This is a genomic window from Actinoplanes sp. NPDC026619, assembly GCF_040638295.1.
Taxonomy (GTDB): Bacteria; Actinomycetota; Actinomycetes; order Mycobacteriales; family Micromonosporaceae; genus Actinoplanes.
The window spans coordinates 85,865-107,295 of record NZ_JBEZYA010000029.1 but is presented as its reverse complement, the minus strand read 5'-3'; the positions used below and the strand labels follow the sequence as shown (position 1 = coordinate 107,295).

The following is a 21,431-nucleotide window of genomic DNA, read 5'->3' as shown; positions in this document are numbered from 1 at the left end:
AGGCCCTCGGTGGCGGCGAACAGGCCGACGACATTGGCGTGCGTGACCGCGACGCCCTTCGGCCGGCCGGTCGAGCCGGAGGTGTAGATGACGTAGGCGGTCCCGGCCGGGTCGACGGCGGTATCGGCGGCGGTGTCCGGGAAGTCGTCCCATCGCGTGTCCGCGTCCACGACCAGTCGTGCCCCGCTGTCCGCCACCATGTAGGCGATCCGCTCGGCCGGCAGCGACGGGTCGATCGGCAGGTACGCCGCACCGGCCTTCCACACCGCGAGGGCGGCCACCACCATGTCGGCGCCGCGCGGCAGCCGCAGCCCGACGACCGTCTCGGCGCCGGCGCCCTGACCGCGCAGGAACCAGGCCAGCTGGTTCGCCCGGGCCTCGAGCTGCGCGTAGGTCATCTCGGCGCCGTCGGCGGTCACCGCCACGGCGTCCGGCGTGGTCGCCGCGCGCCGCTCGATGAGCCCGGCCACCGTGCCGGCCGGCGCCGGCACGGCCGGGGCGTTCCAGGTCCGCAGGACCCGCTCCCGCTCGTCCGCGCCGAGCACGTCCACCGCGTGCAGCCGGACCTCCGGCGCCGCCGTCAGCGTGTCCAGCACTACGGCGAACCGGGCGGCCAGCCGCTCCGCGGTCGCCGGGTCGAAGAGGTCCGCCGACGCGATCAGCGCGCCGTGCAGTCCGGCCGGCCGGCCGTCCTCGTCGACCGTCTCACCGATCATCAGGTCCAGGTCGCAGCGGACGGACACCGGCGTGACCTGGCCGGTGCCGGATCGTGCCGACGGGGCCTGCGGCGCCGCGTCGGTGTTCTGCAGGGTGAGCACCACCTGGAAGAGCGGGTGCCGGGCCAGCGACCGGGCCGGCGCCAGTTCCTCGACCAGCCGCTCGAACGGCACGTCCTGGTGGGCCAGCGCCCCGAGGGCGGCCTCCCGCACGGTGTGCAGCACCGCGCGGAACTCCGGGTCACCGGCCAGGTCGGTGCGGATGACCAGGGTGTTGACGAAGTAGCCGATCAGGTCGTCGAGGGCCTCGTCGGTGCGGCCGGCGACCGGGAAGCCGATCGTGATGTCGGTGCCGCCACCCAGCCGGGACAGCAGGGTCGCGAGGCTCGCCTGCAACACCATGAACGGGGTGACGCCCTCCGCTCGGGCCAGCTCGACCAGGCGGCGGTGCACGGCGGCCGGCACCTCGAACGGCACCCGGTGCCCGCGGTGGCTCGCGACCGCCGGGCGGGGCCGGTCCACCGGCAACGGCAGCTCCTCCGGCGCACCGGCCAGCGCCCGGCGCCAGTAGTCGACCTGCCGGGTCAGCACCTCGTCGGTGAGCAGTTCCCGTTGCCACAGGGCGTAATCGGCGTACTGCACCGGCAGCGGCGCCCAGTCGGGCGCCTGTCCGCGGCGGCGTGCGGCGTAGGCGGCCGTCACGGCCCGCTCGAGCGGGCCGTCGGACCAGCCGTCGCTGGCGATGTGGTGCACCACCAGCAGCAGCACGTGCTCGTCGCCGCCGGTGTGGAACAGCCACGCCCGGATCGGCGCCTCCGCGGCGAGGTCGAAGGGCAGACGGGTGGCGTCGGCCACCGCCTCGGCGAGACCGGCCGGGTCGACGTCGCTGACCTCCAGGTCCCATTCGAGATCTGCAACCGGCCGGATGAGCTGGTAGGGCTCGCCGTCGACGGCGGGGAAGACGGTGCGCAGGGCCTCGTGCCGGGCGATGACGTCGCGCAGCGCGGCGGCCAGCGCCGGCACGTCCAGGCGGCCGGACATCCTGATCACGGTCGGCAGGTTGTAGTTGGCGCTCGGCCCTTCCAGCTGGGCGAGGAACCACAGCCGGCGTTGCGCGAACGACAGCGGGACGCGTTCGGGGCGGGTCATCGCCCGTAGCGGCGTCTGGGTGTTGCCGACGTCCAGCCTGGCGGCGATCCCGGCCACGGTCGGGGTGTCGAACAACGCCCGCAGTGGCAGCTCCGCCTGCAGCGTGGCCCGGATCCGCGAGATCAACCGCACCGCGAGCAGCGAATGCCCGCCCAGGTCGAAGAAGTTGTCGTCGACACCGACCGCGTCGACGCCCAGGACATGGGCGAAGGCCGCGCACAGCAGTTCTTCCTGCACCGTGCTCGCGGCGCGGCCGACGACATTGCTGTACTGCGGGGCAGGCAACGCCCGGTGATCGAGCTTCCCGGCCACCGTCAGCGGCAACCGGTCCAGGCCGACGAAACCGGCCGGCACCATGTACTGCGGCAGGCGTGCCGCCACCGACGCCTTCAGGGCGGCAGCATCGATGCCGGCGGGCACCAGATAGGCCACCAGCCGAGCGTCCTCGCGCACCACCACCGCGGCCTGACGCACCCCCGGCTGCTCCAGCAGGACCGCTTCGATCTCACCGGGCTCGATCCGGAATCCACGGACCTTCACCTGCGCATCCGCACGCCCCAGGAACTCGAGTTGCCCATCCGGGGCCCAGCGCACCAGGTCGCCGGTGCGATACATCCGGCCGCCGAAGGGACACGCCACGAACCGCTCACCGGTCAACCCCGGACGGCCCACATAACCGCGAGCCACCCCGGCGCCGGCGACATACAACTCGCCGACCGCGCCGATCGGCACCGGCGACAGACCGTCATCCAGCACAAACACCCGGGTGTTGGCCAGCGGACGACCCACCACCGGACGCGCGAAGTCATTGACCCGCGCTTCGAGGACGTCCACGGTGCACTCGGTCGGGCCGTAAAGGTTGTAACTGGCTGTGCCCTCAACGGCGGCGAGCTGCTGCCACAGCGTGTTCTCCAGAGCTTCACCGCCGACGGCCAGGACCCGTGGCCGGTGGCCGTCGCCGGACAGCAGACCGGCCGGGAGCAGCTGGGCTGCCCACGAGGGAGTCACATCCAGGAAGTCGATCTTTTCTGAACGGACATAGCTGACAAATCGCGATGGGTCCAGGCGCACCTCGTCATCGAGCACATGCAGCTCATGGCCGCCGGCCAGCAGCAGGATGCCTTCCAGCGACGTGTCGAACGACAACGAGGCGCTCAGGGCCGCCCGCAACCGCCCACCTTGCGCGGCGTAACCAGCGCGGTGGTGCACGAACATGTTCATCAACCCGCTGTGCGCGACGACCACACCTTTGGGCGCCCCGGACGAGCCGGAGGTGTACAACACGTACGCGGCATTCGAGGCTTTTGATCGCCGCATTTCGATAGCAGGCGGGTTCTCAACCGACATCGAGGTCAACGACACCACCGGCGCCGCATCCGCCAACAGGTAATCAATCCGGGACTTCGGCAGATCCGGATCCACCGGCAGGTAAGCGCCCCCGGCCTTCCACACCGCCCACACCGCAACGATCAGATCCGCCGACCGCGGCAGCACCAGAGCGACGACCTTTTCCGGACCGACACCCTGACCGACCAGATAACGGGCCAGACGATCCGCCCTCGCGTCCAACTCGGCGAACGACAGTCGCGTGTCGCCGAAGACCAGAGCGGTGGCGTCCGGCGTCCGGCGCACCTGTTCCTCGAAAACCTCCACCACCGTCCCCGACGGCGGCACACCCACTTCACCCGCCCACCCGTGCAGCACCCGGTCGCGGGCGGCAGCGTCGAGGACGTCGATGGCGCGCAGCTCGGTGTCCGGGGCGTCCGCGAGCGCGGCCACCACCCGCTCCACCGTGGTGCACAGCAGCCGTCCGACCGCAGCGGGATCCAGCGGGGCGGCCACCTCGACGGTGAAGCTCATGCCCGCCTCGCCCAGGTCGTTGACGTTCATGTTGACCGGGTAGTTGGTGCGCTCCGCGGTGAGCGGTCCGCGCTGAGCCGGGCCGGCACTGGCGATGTGCCGGTAGTTGAAGAGGCTCGTGAACAACGGACTGATCCCACTCGCCTGCTGAGCCACCGCCAACGGCGCATGCTCATGCTCCACCAAACCGGCAAGCTGATCCCGCATCCCCTGCACAGCGACACGCACACCCACCCCACCGGCAAACACCCGCACCGGCAACGTATTGATGAACGGACCGAGCACCCGATCAGCACCCGCACCGGCATTCATCCGGCCGAACAACACCGTCCCGAACACCACATCCTCACGACCCGACACCGCCGCCAACACCCGGCCCCACGCCACATGCAGCACCGTCGCCGGACTCACCGACAACCGACGCGCCGCCTCACGCAGCCCGGCAACCGTCGCCTCGTCGACCGGGATCTCAGCGGCGACCAGGTCGGTGCCCTCCCCGCGGATGTCCATGAGGCCGAACGGGGCGGTCGTTTCGGTCACCCCACGGAGCAGCTCGGCGAAGTAGCGCTCGTGTTCCGCCTTCGGCACCGCCCGGGTCTGCGCCACGAAGGCGCGGTACGGCAGGGCCGGCGCCAGGTCCGCGGGACGACCGCCCATGATGGCCCGCAGTTCGAGCATCAGCACGTCCATACCCACGTGGTCCTGCACGAGGTGGTGCATGCGCAGCAGGCCGTGCCGGCCACCGTCCGCGCGACGGGCGACGTGTAGGTCCATCAGCGGGGCACGGTGCAGGTCCAGCACCGTGCCGGCCGCGGCGAGCAGCGCCTCCGCCCCGTCCACGTCGTGCTCCACGACCGCCAGTTCGGCATGCCGCCAGACCACCTGCACCGGCTCGCGCAGCCCCTCCCACACCATCGAGGTGCGGTAGATGTCGTGCCGGTCGACGATCTGCTGCAACGCCGCGGTCAGGGTGTCCAACCGCTCGCGCGAGGAGAAATCAAGCAACCGCAAGATGACGTACGCGTCGTCCGTGCCGCCGGCGAGCAGGTGATGGAAGAGCAGGCCCTCCTGCAGCGGAGCCAGCGGGTAGATGTCGGCGATGTTCGCCGCACCCCCGGGCACCGACGCCACGACGTTCGCCAGCTCAGCCTCCGTGAGCTCAACCAGCGGAAGCATGTCGGTGGTGATCTGCTGTGCCCCATCGGGAATCAGGTTCGGCGGAACCTCGACCGCCTGGGTGACACCGGCGGCGGCCAGGCCGGCCGGAGTCGGCGCCTCGAACAACGCCCGCACCGACACCGACACACCACGCTCACGCAGCCGCTCGACCAACGACACCGCCAGCAGCGAATGCCCACCCAGGTCAAAGAAGTTGTCCTCCACCCCGACACCGTCGAGCCCGAGAACCTCGGCGAACACCGCGCACAGGATCTCCTCCTGCACCGTCACCGGACCCCGCCCACCACCAGCACCGAACTCCGGCGCCGGCAACGCCGCACGATCCAACTTGCCGTTCACCGTCAACGGCAACTGCTCCAACGCCACGAACGCCGCCGGCACCATGTACTCCGGCAGCCGCTGTCCCACGTATCCGCGCAGATCCGACCCGCCGCCAACCAGGTAAGCGACCAGCCGCTCCCCCACCAGGACAACGGCAGCCTGCTCCACGCCAGGGTGGGACAGCAGGACCGACTCGATCTCACCCGGCTCGATCCGGAAACCACGCACCTTCACCTGGTTGTCGGCCCGGCCCACGAACACCAGCTGACCGTCGGCGGCCCACTTGACCAGGTCACCGGTGCGATACATCCGCCCACCGAACGGACACGCCACAAACCGCTCAGCGGTCAGGCCGGCACGGCCCACATAGCCACGAGCCAGCTGCGCCCCGGCGACATACAACTCCCCCGGCACACCAACCGGGACCGGGGCGAGCGTGTCATCGAGCACGAACAGTTTCGTGTTCGCGATCGGACGGCCAAATGGCACCACGCCTGCACGATCCGGATCCACCGGTGCCGCGGCAACCATCACCGTCGCCTCGGTCGGGCCGTAGGTGTTCACCAATCGCCGACCCGAGGCCCACGTCCGCGCCAACGGCGTACTGATCGCCTCCGCACCGACCAGCAACACCTCCACATCAGGCAGCACCGACGGGTCGACCACTGCCAACAGCGACGGCACAACACTCGCCGCCGACACCGGCAGACCGGCCAACAACTGCGGCTGCTCCCGCTGCGCATCATCAGCGATCACCAACGTGGCACCCGACGCCAGGGTCACGGCCAGATCCAGCACCGACGCGTCGAAGCTGAACGACGCGAACTGCAACACCCCCATGCCTGGCGCGGCGCCCATCACGGGAGCGAACACCGACACCAGATTCGCGAGCGACCCGTGCGAGACGGCCACACCCTTCGGCGTACCCGTCGAACCCGATGTGTAGATCACATACGCCAAGCCCGCCGGGTCCACCGGCACACGCACAGACGTGCCGGGATATTCACCGAAGTCCACGGTGGAGTCGACGACCACCCGGGCGCCGCTGTCGGCCAGCAGGAATGCCGACCGCTCGGCCGGCAACGCGGGATCGATCGGCACGTAGGCCGCCCCCGCCTTCCACGCGCCGAGGATCGCGATGACCAGGTCGGCGCCGCGCGGCAGGCGCACCCCGACCACCGACTCCGGTCCGGCCCCTTCGCGGCGCAGCCACCACGCCACCCGGTTCGCCGCGGCATCCACCTCGGCATAGGTCAGTTCGGTGCCGTCGGCCACCACCGCGACCGCCTCCGGCACGGCCACCGCCTGCCGCTCGAACAGCTCGATCACCGACGCATCCGGGACCGGCGCCGCCGTGTCGTTCCAGGCGGACACCACCCGGTCGCGCTCCTGCGGGTCGAGCACGTCGACCGCGCGCACGCGCACGGCCGGGTCGGCGGTCACCGCTCTCAGCACCCGCACGAACCAGTCGGCGATCCGCTCCGCGGTCTCCCGGTCGAACAGATCCACCGCCGCGGTGACCACACCGCTCAACCCGGCCGGACGGCCCGACTCGTCGAAGCTCTCCCCGACCGTAACGTCGAGGTCGAATCGCGCGGCGGCGTCGATCGCGCGCTCCGCGACCGTCGAGGCCCGGCCGGTCTGCACGCCGCCCAGGTCGAGTTCGCCGCGCTCGGCGTTCTGCAGCGTGAGGATCACCTGGAACAGCGGGTGCCGGGCCAGTGACCGCGCCGGCGCGAGTTCCTCGACGAGACGCTCGAATGGCACATCCTGGTGCGCGAACGCGTCCAGGCCGGCCTCGCGGACCCGGGACAGCACCTGCCGGAAATCCGGGTCACCCGACAGATCCGTACGAATGATCAAGGTGTTGACAAAGAATCCGACCAGGTCGTCCAGTGCCTCGTCGGTGCGCCCGGCCACCGCGGAACCGACCGGGATGTCACTGCCGGCGCCGACCCGGGAGAGCAGCACCGCGAAAGCGGCCTGCAACACCATGAAGGCGGTGACCCCCTCGACGCGGGCCAGCTCGGTCAGCCGGGTGTGCACGTCGGCCGGCACCCGCAACGGCACCCGGTGCCCGCGATGACTCGCCACCGCCGGGCGCGGCCGGTCCACCGGGAGGCTCAGCTCTTCGGGCGCCCCGGCCAGGGCCTGCCGCCAGTGATCCACCTGTCCGGTCATCACCGCATCGCCCAGGTCGTCGCGCTGCCACAGCGCATAGTCGGCGTACTGCACCGGCAGCGGCGCCCACTCCGGCGCTGCTCCGCGCACCCGCGCCGCATAGGCCCGCGACACGTCCCGGCCCAGCGGGCCACGGGACCAGCCGTCCCCCGCGATGTGATGCACGACCAGCACCAGCACCCGATCGCCGTCGGACACCTCGAACAGCCACGCCCGGATCGGCACCTCGACCGCCAGATCGAACGGCTGGCCGATCACCTCGCCAACGGCGCCCGCCAGTTCATCGGCGGCCACCTCGACGACCCGCAGACCCCAATCCAAATCATCAACATCAAGGATTTGCTGGTACGCCTCCCCGTCCGCAACCGCAAACACGGTCCGCAACGACTCGTGCCGCCCGATCACATCGCGCAACGCCGCGTCCAGCGCCGCCACGTCGAGGTCGCCGTCGAGGCGCACCACGGTCGGCAGGTTGTAGGCGCCGTTCGGCCCTTCGAGCTGGGCCAGGAACCACAGCCGGCGCTGGGCGAACGACAGCGGCACCCGCTCCGGGCGCACCCCCGCCCGCAGCGCCGGGCGGGCCCGGGTCCCGTCGAGCCGTGCCGCGAGCCCGGCGACGGTCGGCGCCTCGAACAGCGTCCGCAGCGGCACCTCCACGCCCAGCACCGCGCGGATCCGCGAGACCAGCCGCACCGCCAGCAGCGAATGGCCGCCCAGGTCGAAGAAGTTGTCGTCGACGCCGGGTGACGCCACCCCCAGCACGTCGGCGAACGCCAGGCACAGCAGCTCCTCGCGCACCGTGGCGGGGGCCCGGCCGAGCCCGGTCCGGTACTGCGGCGCCGGCAACGCCCGGCGGTCCAGCTTGCCGTGCGCGGTCAGTGGCAGCCGGTCCAGCTCCACGACGGCGGCCGGCACCATGTATTCCGGCAGCGTCCGGGCGACCAGGGCGCGCAGGTGCGTGGCGGATTCGGCGCCGGGCAGCACGACGTACGCCACCAGCCGGTCGTCGCGCACGATCACCGCGGCCTCGGCCACGGCGGGGTCGTCGAGCAGCACCGCCTCGATCTCGCCCGGTTCGATCCGGAAACCGCGCACCTTCACCTGGTCGTCCGCGCGGCCGATGAACTCGAGCCGGCCGTCGGCGGTCCACTTCGCCAGGTCGCCGGTCCGGTACATCCGCTCGCCGGCGCCCTGCGGGCAGGCCACGAACCGCTGTCCGGTCAGGGCGGGCCGGCCGACGTATCCCCGGGCCACCGCGGCGCCGGCCAGGTAGAGCTCGCCGACCGCGCCCTGCGGGGCCGGGGACAGGCGGTCGTCCAGCACGTACGCCCGTACGTTGGTCAGCGGGTCGCCGATGACCGGCCGGTCGCTCCCGCCCACGCGGGTGGAGACGGTGTCGACGGAGCACTCGGTCGGTCCGTAGACGTTGTAGATCGCGGTCCCGGACGTCTCGGCCAGCTCCTGCCACAGGGCGGCGCCGATCGCCTCGCCGCCGAGCTCAAGCACCTTCGGCCGGTGCCGCTCGTCGCTCAGCAGGCCGGCCGCGACCAGTTGGGTGGCGTAGGACGGGGTCACGTTCACGAAGTCGATGCCCCGGCCGGCCACGTAGTCGACGAAGGCACGCGGGTCGAGCCGCACCTCGTCGTCCAGCACGTGCAGTTCGTGCCCGTCGCAGAGCAGGAGCAGGCCTTCGAGCGAGGTGTCGAAGGAGAACGCCGCGCTCAGCGCCACTCGCAGCCGGGCGTCGCCGGCGTCGGCGAGGAACCCGGAGCGGTGATGCGTCAGCAGGTTCACCATGGCGCGGTGCGGCACCGCCACGCCCTTCGGCGCGCCGGTCGAGCCGGAGGTGTAGATGACGTACGCCGCGTTGTCCGGGCGCAGCGGGCTCAGCCGGTCGGCGTCGGTCACGTCCGTGTCCGGCCCGGCCGGCGTGTCCAGGGTGTCCAGGACGCCGGCGGTCAGGGTGAGCACCGGCGCCGCATCGCCGATCAGGAAGGCGATCCGGCCGGCCGGAAGCGCCGGGTCGATCGCCAGGTACGCGCCGCCGGCCTTCCACACCGCCAGGATCGCGACCACCATCTCCGCCGACCGCGGCAGCAGCAGCGCCACCAGCGTCTCCGGGCCTGTGCCGCGGTCGATCAGGTGCCGGGCGAGCCGGTTCACCCGCGCGTTGAGCTCGGCGAACGAATCCTGGAACGTCGTGCCGAACACCAGCGCGGTCGCGTCCGGAGTCCGCCGCACCTGCTCCTCGAACACGTCGACGACCGTCCCGGACGACACGCCGGCGACCGGCCCGGCGCCCACCGTCCACAGCCGCTCCCGCTCGGCGGCGTCGAGCACGTCGATGGTGTCCAGCCCGGTGTCCGGTCCGCCGTCCGCGGCGGCGGCGAGCGCGGCCACCGTCCGCTCCACCGTGGCGGCCAGCAGCCGCCCGATCGCGGCCGGGTCGAGCGGGTTCGCCACGTCGACGCTCAGGCTCATCGTGTCGCCGCCGAAGTCGTTGACCGAGACGCTGAGCGGGTAGTTGGTCCGTTCCCGGGTCAGGGCCTTGCGGCGGGTCTGCGCGGGGTCCTCCGGCCCGGCGCTGCCGGCGATGTGCCGGTAGTTGAACAGACTGGTGAACAGCGGGCTGATCCCGGCGGCCTGCTGGGCGACCGCGAGCGGCGCGTGCTCATGTTCGAGCAGTGCGGCGAGCTGGGACCGCAGGTGTTCCACCGCGGCCCGCACCCCCACCGCGCGGGTCCGCATCCGCACCGGCAGCGTGTTGATGAACGGCCCGAGCACCCGGTCGGCGCCGGCCCCGGCGTTCATCCGGCCGAACAGCACCGTCCCGAAGACGACGTCGTCGCGGCCGGACACGGCGGCCAGCACCCGGCCCCACGCCACGTGCAGCACGGTCGCGGCGCTCACGCCGAGCCGGCGCGACACCTGCCGCAACCGCTCGACCGACTCGGCCGGCAGCGGCAGCACCGCCGAGCTGGTGCCGGCGCCCTGCCCGAGCACGTCCATCAGCCCGTACGGCGCGGTCGGCTCGGTCACCCCGTCCAGCAGGGCGGCGAAGTGCCGTTCGTGCTCGGCGCGGGGCACCGCGCGGGTCTGTGCCACGAAATCCCGGTACGGCAGGGCCGGCGCCAGCGCGTCCCCCCGGCCGGCCATGATCTCCCGGAGCTCCCGCATCAGGGTGTCCATGCCGACGTGGTCCTGCACCAGGTGGTGCATCCGCAGCAGGCCGAGCCACCCGCCGTCCGGCGTGGCCGCCAGGTGCAGGTCCATCAGCGGCGCCCGGCCGAGGTCGAGCACCGAGCCGGCCAGCGCGATCAGGTCCGCCGGGTCGGTGACGGCCGGGGCGTGCTCCACCACCGGGAGCACCGCGCGCCGCCACACCACCTGCACCGGCTCGCGCAGCCCGGCCCACACCATCGAGGTGCGGTAGATGTCGTGCCGGTCCACGATCTGCTGCAGCGCGCCGATCAGGGCGTCCACCCGGTCCCGGGAGCCGAAGTCCAGCAGCCGCAGGATGACGTACGCGTCGTCGGTCCCGCCGCCGAGGACGTGGTGGAACAGCAGGCCCTCCTGCAGCGGGGCGAGCGGATACACGTCGGCGACGTTGGCGGCGCCGCCGGGCACCGCCGCGACGACCAGCCCGACCTCGGCGTCCGACAGGTCGACCAGCGGCAGCATGTCCGCCGTGATCTCTTGCGCGCCGGCTGGGATCAGGTTCGGCGCGACCGGCGCCGCGGGGCGCACCCCGGCCCGGGCCAGACCGGCCGGGGTCGGCGTCTCGAAGAGCGCGCGCACCGGGACCGCCAGGCCCCGCGTGCGCAGCAGCTCGACCAGCGAGACCGCCAGCAGCGAATGACCGCCCAGGTCGAAGAAGTTGTCCTCGGCGCCGACCGCGTCGACCCGGAGCACCTCGGCGAAGGCGGTGCAGAGCAGCTCCTCCTCCACGGTGGCCGGCCCACGACCGCCGCCCGGGGCGAACTCGGGCGCCGGCAACGCGGCGCGGTCCAGCTTGCCGTTCGCCGTCGTCGGCAGGACCGGCACGACGACCACCGCGGCGGGCACCATGTAGTCCGGCAGCCGCCGGGCCACGGCGCTCTTCACCGCGTCGGTGGTCAGGTCGGCCGCGTCGGCGGCGGGCACCACGTAGGCGACGAGCCGCTCGTCCCGGACGATGACGGCGCTCTGCGCGATCCCGGGATGGCCGAGCAGGGCCGCCTCGATCTCGCCGGGCTCGATCCGGAAGCCGCGCAGCTTCACCTGCTCGTCGGCGCGGCCGACGAAGACGAGCCGGCCGCCGGCGGTCCACTTGACCAGGTCGCCGGTGCGGTACATCCGCTCACCCGCCCGGTACGGGTCGGCGACGAACCGGGACGCGGTCAGCGCCGGCCGGCCCAGGTAGCCGCGGGCCACCCCGGCCCCGGCCAGGTGCAGCTCGCCGACCACGCCGTCCGGCACCGGCGACAGTCCGCCGTCGAGCACGTACGCCCGTACGTTGGTCAGCGGGCGGCCGACGGCCGGCTGGTCCGTCTCGTCCACCCGGCAGAACAGCGCGTCGACGGTGCCCTCGGTCGGGCCGTAGAGGTTGTAGGTGGTGGTCCCCGGCACCGCGGCGAGGTCCCGCCACAGGCCGGCGCCGAGCGCCTCACCGCCCAGCACCAGGACCCGGGGCCGGTGCCCGTCGCCGCCGAGCAGGCCCGCCGGCACCAGCTGCGCCGCGTGCGAGGGCGTGGTGTCCACCAGGTCGATGCGGTGCTCGCGGACGTAGTCGACGAACCGCCGCGGGTCGTGGCGGACCTCGTCGTCGAGGACGTGCAGCTCGTGGCCGTCGCCGAGCAGCAGCAGCTCCTCCAGGGAGGCGTCGAAACTGAACGCCGCGCTCAGCGCCACCCGCAGCCGGCCGCCCGCCTCGGTGGCGGCCGGCCCGGACCGTTGGTGGAGCAGCAGGTTGACCAGGTTGCCGTGCGGCACCACGACGCCCTTGGGCGTGCCGGTCGACCCGGAGGTGTAGATGACGTACGCGGCGTTGCCCGGCCGCGGCGGCGCCGGCCGGCCGGCGGCGGGCGGGTCGGACCGGTCCAACTCGGCCGGCCGCACCCCGTCCGGGCCGCCGAGCACCAGCCGGGCCCCGCTGTCCGCCACCAGGTAGGCGATCCGCTCGGCCGGCAGCGCCGGGTCGATCGGCAGGTACGCCGCGCCGGCCTTCCAGGTCGCCAGGATCGCCACGACCATCTCGGCGGACCGGGGCAGGACCAGCGCCACCACCCGCTCCTCGCCGGCGCCACGTGCGATCAGGTGCCGGGCCAGCCGGTCGGCCCGCCGGTCCAACTCGGCGAAGGTGAGACGGGTGGCGCCGACGACCAGCGCGGTCGCCTCGGGGGTGCGGCGGGCCTGCTCCTCGAAGAGGGCGGCGACGGTGGTCGCGGGCACCTCCCGGGTGCCGCCGTTCCCACCGGCGGGCACCCGGTCGCGCTCCGCGTCGTCGAGCACGTCCACCGCGTGCAGCCGCACCCGCGGGGTCCGGGTCACGGTGGCGAGCACCCGTTCCCACCGCCGGGCGAGCGTGTCGACCGAGGCGACGTCGAACAGATCCGCGGCCGCGATGATCGACCCGTACAGCCCGGCCGGCCGGCCCTGATCGTCGAAGGTCTCCCGGACCGTCACGTCGAGGTCGAACTTCGCCGGCACCGAGGCCTGCGGCTGCTCGCCGGGGACCGCCCCGGTGTTCTGCACGGTGAGCATCACCTGGAACAGCGGGTGCCGGGCCAGCGACCGGACCGGCGCGAGGTCCTCGACCAGCCGCTCGAACGGCGCGTCCTGGTGCTCGATCGCCTCCAGGGCCGCCTCGCGGACCCGGCCGAGGACCTCCCGGAACTCCGGGTCGCCGGACAGATCGGTGCGCAGCACCAGCGTGTTGACGAAGAAACCGACCAGGTCGTCGAGGGCGTTGTCGGTGCGGCCGGCCACCGGGAACCCGATCGGCACGTCGTCGCCCGCGCCGAGCCGCGACAGCAGGACGGCCAGCGCCGCCTCGAGCACCATGAAGGTGGTCACGCCCTCGGCGCGGGCCAGATCGGCCAGGCGCTGATGAACGTCGGCCGAGGCGTGCAGCGGAACCCGGTGCCCGCGGTAGCTGGCCGCCGGCGGGCGCGGCCGGTCCACCGGCAGGGCGAGTTCCTCGGGCGCCCCGGCCAGGGTGCGCTGCCAGTAGCCGAGCTGCCCGGCCAGCACACTGGACGGGTCGGCCGGGTCGCCGAGCACTTCGCGCTGCCAGAGCGCGTAGTCGGCGTACTGCACCGGCAGCGGTTCCCAGTCCGGCGCGGTGCCGCGCCGCCGGGCCGTGTACGCGGCCGTCAGGTCCCGGCGCAGCACGCCCATCGACCAGCCGTCGGCGGCGATGTGGTGCACGACGAGCACCAGCACGTGTGCGGCGCCGGCGCGGAACAGCCGGCCCCGGATCGGGATCTCGGCCGCCAGGTCGAAGGCGTGGAACGAGGCCTGCTCGACCTGCCCGGCCAGCTCGCCGGGCGCGACGCTCGCCAGCGGCAGGTCCGCGCCCATACCGAGCTCCCCGGCGGCGAGGATCCGCTGGTGCGGCTCGCCGCCCGCGACGGCGAAGACGGTCCGCAGCGCCTCGTGGCGGCCGATGACGTCCCGCAGCGCGGCCTGCAGCGCGGCGGCGTCCACGTCCTCGCCGAGCCCGACGACCAGCGGGATGTTGTAGGTCGGGCTCGGCCCTTCCAGCTCGTTCAGGAACCAGAGCCGGCGCTGCGCGTACGACAAGGGAATCATCAGTTTGTCTCCTTACGCATCGGCCGCAGTGCCGGCCGGTTCGACTTCTGGTCGCCGAGGTTTTCCGCGAGTCGCGCCGGGGTCGGCGCCTCGAACAGCATTCGGATCTTGACCGCCAGGCCCAGCCGGGCCCGGATCCGGGACAGCAGACGGATCGCGAGCAGCGAGTGTCCGCCGAGGTCGAAGAAGCTCTCGTCGACGCCGACCGCGTCGCGGCCGAGCACTTCGGCGAACACCTCGCAGAGCACCGTCTCCCGCTCGCCCGACGGCGCCCGCCCGGCGGCGGCGCCGGCGTGCTCGTCCGGGTCGGGCAGCGCGGCCCGGTCGAGCTTGCCGTTGGAGGTCAGCGGCAGGTCGGCCACCGTCACGAAGACGGCCGGGACGAGGTGGTCGGGCAGCCGCTCGGCCAGGTACGCCCGCAGGTCGCCGCCGTCGTCGTGCACGACGTACGCGACCAGCCGGCCGGCCCGCGCCACCACGGCGGCCTGCCGCACCGCGGGATGCCCGCGCAGCACGGCCTCGACCTCGCCGGGCTCGACCCGGAATCCGCGGATCTTCACCTGGTCGTCGGCCCGGCCGAGGAAGACGAGCAGCCCGCCGGGTGTCCACTTCGCCCGGTCGCCGGTGCGGTACATCCGCTCCCCGGTCCCGACCGGGCAGGCCACGAAGCGCTGCCCGGTCAGCGCGGCCCGGCCGAGGTAGCCGCGGGCCAGGCCGGCCCCGGCCACGTAGAGCTCGCCGGGCACACCGGCCGGCACCGGCCGCAGCCGGTCGTCGAGGACGTAGGTGCGGGCGCCGGCGATCGGCGCTCCGATCGGCACGTCGCCGCCGGCCAGCATGTCCGCGGACAACTCGGTCGCGGCCACCCCGATGGTCGTCTCGGTCGGCCCGTAGTGATTGAACACCCGCCGGCCGGTCCCGAGCAGTCCCCGGACCCAGTCGGCCGGGGCCGCCTCGCCGCCGAGCACCAGCGACCGGACCGGCAGGTCCGCCGCCAGCGCCATCAGGTGCGACGGCACGGCCTTGAGGTGGTCGATGCGGTGCTCGCTCAGGTACGTCTCCAGCGCTGCCGGGTCCATCACCGTCGCCTCGCCGGGCACGTGCAGCTGCCCGCCGGTGGCCAGGCTGACGAACAGCACCGTGTTGCCCAGGTCGGTGATCTGCGGCTGGAGCAGCGCGAACCGCCCGCCGGACCAATCGAGCCGCTGCGCCGCCGCGGCCACGTAGGCGGCCAGCGACGCGTGCGTGACGGCCACGCCCTTCGGCGTGCCGGTCGAGCCGGAGGTGTAGATGACGTAGGCGAGCCCGGCGCGCGGCGCGATGAGCTCCGGCCCGGCCGGCGCGGCGACCAACTCGTCCTGCCACACCAAGGGAAGGTCCGCAGTCCCCGCGGGCGGCTCCGTCCGGTCGGCGAGGACGACCCGGGCGCCGCTGTCGGCGACCATGAAGGCCAGCCGCTCGGCCGGCAGACGCCCGTCGAGCGGCAGATAGGCCGCGCCGGCCCGCCACACGCCGAGGATCGCCGCGATCGTCGGCACGCCCCGCGGCAGGCACAGGCCGACCACCGACTCCGGGGTCACGCCCCGCTCGCCCAGCCCGCGGGCGATCCGGCCGGCCCGCTCGTCCAGCTCGGCGTAGGTGACCTCGGTCCCGTCGGCGACCACCGCCACCGCGTCCGGCGTGGCGGCGACCTGCTCGCGGAACCGCTCCAGGACCAGCGGCGCCGGGCCGGGCAGCGCGGTGTCGTTCCAGGCGTGCACGACGCGGTCGCGTTCGGCCGCGTCGAGCACGTCCACCGCGTGCAGCCGGGTCCGGGGCTCGGCGGTCACCGCGCCCAGGGTCCGGGCGAACCAGCCGGCGATCCGGTGTGCCGTCGGGGCGTCGAACAGGTCCGCTGCGGCGGTGACCACGCCGCGCAGCCCGGTGGGGCGGCCGTCGGCGTCGAAGGTCTCGCTGACCGCGACGTACAGGTCGTAGCGTCCCGGGGTGATCGCGGCGCTGCCGAGCACCGATCCGGCGCCGGAGGCCCGCACGCCGGCCAGGTCCAGGGTGGCGCGTTCGGTGTTGTGCACGGTGAGCACCACCTGGCAGAGCGGGTGGCGGGCCAGCGAGCGGGCCGGCGCCAGCTCCTCCACCAGCCGTTCGAAGGGGACGTCCTGGTGGGCCAGCGCGCCGAGGCCGGTCTCCCGGACCCGGTCCAGCACCTCGCCGAACTCGGGGTCACCGGACAGGTCGGTGCGGATCACCAGCGTGTTGACGAAGAACCCGACGAGCTCCTCGAGCGCCTCGTCGCCGCGCCCGGCGACCGGGGAGCCGATCGGGATGTCCGCGCCGGCGCCGAGCCGGGACAGCAGCACCGCGAGGGCGGCCTGCAGCACCATGAAGGTCGTGACGCTCCGCTCGCGGGCGAGCGACACCAGCCGCTCGTGCACCTCGGCCCCGATGAGCAGCGGCGCGGCGTGCCCGCGGTGGCTGGCCACCGGCGGCCGGGCCCGGTCGACCGGAAGCGCCAGCTCCTGCGGCGCCCCGGCCAGATTCCCGCGCCAGTAGGCGACCTGCCGGGACAGCAGGCTCTGCGGGTCGGTGTCGTCGCCGAGCAGGTCGCGCTGCCACAGCGCGTAGTCGGCGTACTGGACCGGCAGCGGCGCCCAGTCCGGCGCCGCGCCACGCAGCCGCGCCGCGTACGCGGTGGACAGGTCCCGGCCGAGCGGGCCGGTGGACCATCCGTCACTGGCGATGTGGTGCAGCAGCAGGACCAGCACCTGCTCGTCGCCGGCGCGCATCAGCCAGGCCCGGACCGGGATCTCGGTGGCGAGGTCGAACGTGTGCCGGGTGGCCTGCGCGACCGTCTCGGCGAGCCGGTCCGCCTCGACCGCCACCACCTCCAGCCGCCAGTCCAGCTCGGCGGGGTCGAGGATCCGCTGGTAGGGCTCGCCGTCCACGACCGGGAACACGGTCCGCAACGCCTCGTGCCGGGCGATCACGTCGTGCAGCGCGTCCTGCAACGCGGCCACGTCGACGGCGCCGGTGAGCCGCACGGTAAGCGGGGTGTTGTAGGTGGCGCTCGGGCCTTCCAGCTCGCCCAGGAACCACAGCCGGCGCTGCGCGAACGACAGCGGCACCCGTTCCGGGCGGGGCGCGGCCCGCAGCGGCGGGCGGGCGGTGTCCGCCTCGGGTCCGGTCAGCCGGGCCGCGAGCTCGGCGACCGTCGGCGCCTCGAACAGCACCCGCAGCGGCAGCTCCACACCGAGGGCCGCCCGGATCCGGCTGATCAGCCGCACCGCGAGCAGGGAGTGCCCGCCCAGGTCGAAGAAGCTGTCCGCCACCCCGACCGTGTCCACGCCGAGGACCTGGGCGAAGGCGCCGCAGAGCAGCTCCTCCTGGACGGTGGCCGGGCCGCGGCTGCCGTGCGTCGCGTACTGCGGCGCGGGCAGCGCATGGCGGTCGAGTTTGCCGTTGGCCATCAGCGGCAGCGCGGCCAGCACGACGAACGCGGACGGCACCATGTACTCCGGCAGTCGGGCCGAGACGAACTGCCGCAGGTCCGCGTCGGCGCCGCCGACCACGTAGGCGACCAGCCGCTTGTCGTCCGCGACGTCCTCCCGCACGATCACCGCGGCCTGCTCGACCGCCGGGTGCGCCAGCAGTGCCGCCTCGATCTCGCCCGGCTCGATCCGGAACCCGCGGATCTTCACCTGCTCGTCGGCGCGGCCGAGGAACGCCACCTGCCCGTCGGCGGTCCACTTGGCCAGGTCACCGCTGCGGTACATCCGGCCGGGGCGGAACGGGTTCGCCACGAACCGGTGCGCGGTGAGCCCGGGACGGCGCAGGTAGCCACGGGCCACCTGGTCGCCGGCCAGGTAGATCTCACCGGCCACGCCGGGCGGCACCGGGGCCAGCCGCTCGTCGAGCACGTAGACCTGGGTGTTGAAGGCCGGCGTGCCGATCGGCGGGGCCTGCTCGCCGTCCCAGTCGTCGTCGTACCAGGAGGTGAGGTAGACGGTCGTCTCGGTCGGCCCGTAGAGGTTGACGACCCGGGTCTGCGGCAGCGCCGCCCGGATCTGCCGCAACAGCGGGGCGCTCAGCACCTCGCCGGCCAGCACCACGAAGTCGGCCGACACCCCGGTCAGCCCGGCGGCCAGGGTCTGCGCGATGGTCGACGGGACCGCGCTGATCGCGCTCGCCGCCAGTGGCCGGTCGGCGGACCGCTCGGCCAGCGCCAGAATGTCGCCGACCACCTCGAGCGAGCCGCCGGTGAGCAGCGGCGCGAAGATCTCGAAGATCGACACGTCGAAGCTCAGCGAGGTGGAGGCGACCACCCGCGACAGGCCGCGCGCCCCGAAGAGCGACGCGGTCCAGGCCACGAAGGTCACCACGTTGCGGTGCTCGACGACGACGCCCTTGGGCACGCCGGTCGACCCGGAGGTGTAGATCACGTACGCCGGGTGGTCCGGCCGCAGCGGTGTGGTGCGCTCGCCGGCCGTCAGGTCGCCGCCGGGCAGCCGGGCGAGGTCCGCCGCGACCGCGGGGTCGTCGAGGACCACGGCGGCCGGCCCGGTCGTCCCGCCGGCCACCGCCCGCGAGGTGAGCAGGCAGGCGGCCGCGCCGTCGGCGAGCATGAACGCCACCCGGTCGGCGGGGTAGTTCGGGTCGACCGGCAGATAGGCCGCGCCCGACTTGAGCACGCCCCAGAGCGCGACCAGCACGTCGGCACCGCGGTGCAGGCCGACCGCGACCACCGACTCCGGTCCCACGCCGCGGGCGCGCAGGTACCGGGCGATCCGGTTGGCCCGGGCGTTCAACTCGGCATAGGTGAGCCGCTCGTCGCCGGCGGTCACCGCCACCGCGCCGGGGGTCCGGGCGGCCTGCTCCTCGAACAGCTCGACGATCGTGGCGTCGCGGACCGGGTGGTCGGTGTCGTTCCAGCCGTGCACGATCAGCTCGCGGTCCGCGTCGTCGAGCACGTCCACCGCGTGCAGCCGCACCTGCGGCGCCGCGGTCAGCCGGTCGAGGACCCGGACGAACCAGGTCGCGATCCGCTCGGCGGTCGCCGCGTCGAACAGGTCGGCCGACACGGTCAGCGATCCGGCCAGGCCATCCGGCCGGCCCTGCGCGTCGGTCAGCTCGCCGACCGCGATGTCCAGGTCGAACCGGGCCGTGACCGTGGTCGAGCGGTCCGGCAGAGGCCGGTCCGGCAGAGGCCGGTCCGGAGCCCGGCGGGCGCCCAGGTCCAGCTCGGCGCGTTCGTTGTTCTGCACGCTGAGCATGACCTGGAAGAGCGGGTGCCGGGCCAGGGACCGGGCCGGCGCGAGCTCCTCGACCAGCCGCTCGAACGGCACGTCCTGGTGCGCGAAGGCGTCCAGCCCGGCCTCCCGCACCCGGCCGAGCACCTGCCGGAACTCCGGGTCGCCGGACAGGTCGGTCCGGATCACCAGGGTGTTGATGAACAGCCCGACCAGGTCGTCCAGCGCCTCGTCGGTGCGCCCGGCGACCGGGAACCCGATCGGGACGTCGGTGCCCGCGCCGAGCCGGGACAGCAGCACCGCGAGCGCCGCCTGCAGCACCATGAACGGCGTCGCGCCCTCGGCCCGGGCGACGTCGCGCAGCCGCCGGTGGACGGCGGCCGGGACCCGCAGCGGCACCCGGTGGCCGACATGGCTGCCGGTCGTCGGCCGCGGCCGGTCGTAGGGCAGGGTCAGCTCCTCCGGCGCTCCGGCGAGGGCCTGGCGCCAGTGGTCGATCTGGCCGGCCTCGTCGCCGAGCAGATCGCGCTGCCAGCGGGCGTAGTCGGCGTACTGGACCGGCAGGGGCCGCCAGGCCGGAGCCGTGCCGCGCCGCCGGGCCGCATACGCCGTGGACACGTCGCGGGCGAGCGGTCCCCGCGACCAGCCGTCGCTGGCGATGTGGTGCAGCACCAGCAGCAGCGTGTGGTCGCCGGGCCCGGTCCGGAACAGCGTCGCCCGGATCGGCAGGTCCGCCGTCAGGTCGAACGGCTGCCGGGTCGCCCGGTCGATCGCGTCCGGCAGCTCCGCCGCGCCGGTGTCGACGACCGGAAGCCGCCAGTCCACCTCGGTGGCGTCCAGGATGCGCTGGTACGGCTCGCCGTCCGCGACCGCGAAGACGGTCCGCAGCGACTCGTGCCGGGTGATCACGTCGAGCAGTGCGGCGTCCAGCGCCGGCACGTCGAGGTCCTCGCCCAGCCGTACGGTGATCGGAATGTGGTAGGTCGGCGCCGGGCCCTCGAGCTGGGCCAGGAACCACAGCCGGCGCTGCGCGAAGGACAGCGGCGGCCGCTCGGGCCGGGTGGCGGAGCGCAGCGCCGCCCGGGCCCGCGCCGCGCCGGGGCCGCCCAGCCGGGTGGCCAGACCGGCCACGGTGGGCGACTCGAACAGCGCACGCAGGGGCAGTTCGACGCCGAGCGTCGCCCGGATCCGCGAGACGAGCCGGACCGCGAGCAGCGAGTGCCCGCCGAGGTCGAAGAAGTTGTCGTCGACGCCGACCGTGTCCCGGCCGAGCACCTGGGCGAAGGCGGCGGCGAGCAGCTCCTCCTGGATCGTGCCCGCGGCCCGGCCGCTGCCGGCGGCGTACTCGGGGGCGGGCAGTGCTTTGCGGTCGAGCTTGCCGTTGCCGGTCAGCGGCAGCGCGGACAGGGTGCGGAACGCCGACGGGACCATGTAATCGGGCAGGCGCTGAGCGGTGAAGCCGCGCAGGTCGGCGCCGTCACCGCCGACGACGTAGGCGGCCAGCCGCTCGTCGCGCACGACGACCGCGGCGTGTTCGACGTCCGGGTGACTGCGCAGAACCGCCTCGACCTCACCCGGCTCGACCCGGAACCCGCGGATCTTGACCTGCTGGTCGGCCCGGCCGAGGAACATCAGGTTGCCGTCGTCGGCCCACTTCACCCGGTCGCCGGTGCGGTACATCCGGCCACCGTGCGGGCAGGCCACGAACCGCTCGGCGGTCAGGGCCGCGCGGCCCACGTAACCGCGAGCCACCCCCGCCCCGGCCACGTACAGCTCGCCGGGCACCCCGACCGGGACCGGGCGCATCCCGTCGTCGAGCACGTACACCCGGGTGTTCGCCAGCGGCGCGCCGATCGGCACGCTGCCCCCGGTCAGTTCCACCGTGGTCACGCCGACGGTGGTCTCGGTCGGCCCGTAGTGGTTGAAGACCCGCCGGCCCTCGGCCAGCAGACTGCGCACCCATGCGGCGGGCGCGGCCTCACCGCCGAGC

At 73.7% G+C, this 21,431-nt stretch carries 2 protein-coding genes (both running past the window's edge); both read right to left on the bottom strand.

Annotated features, from left to right (window positions below):
• Positions 1–14,198 carry part of the coding region annotated (locus tag AB0E90_RS42175) for a non-ribosomal peptide synthase/polyketide synthase (protein ID WP_360417939.1) on the bottom strand (this coding region is incomplete at its 3' end). Its footprint begins 6,000 nt before the window's first position, so 14,198 of the 20,198 annotated nt are shown.
• On the bottom strand, positions 14,198–21,431 hold the 3' portion of the coding sequence (locus AB0E90_RS42170; RefSeq protein WP_360417938.1) for a non-ribosomal peptide synthase/polyketide synthase. It continues 26,714 nt past the right edge of the window; 7,234 of the gene's 33,948 nt are visible here — the last part of the coding sequence; its start codon lies beyond the right edge, outside the window; the stop codon is at positions 14,198–14,200. The genes AB0E90_RS42170 and AB0E90_RS42175, both read right to left, overlap by 1 nt.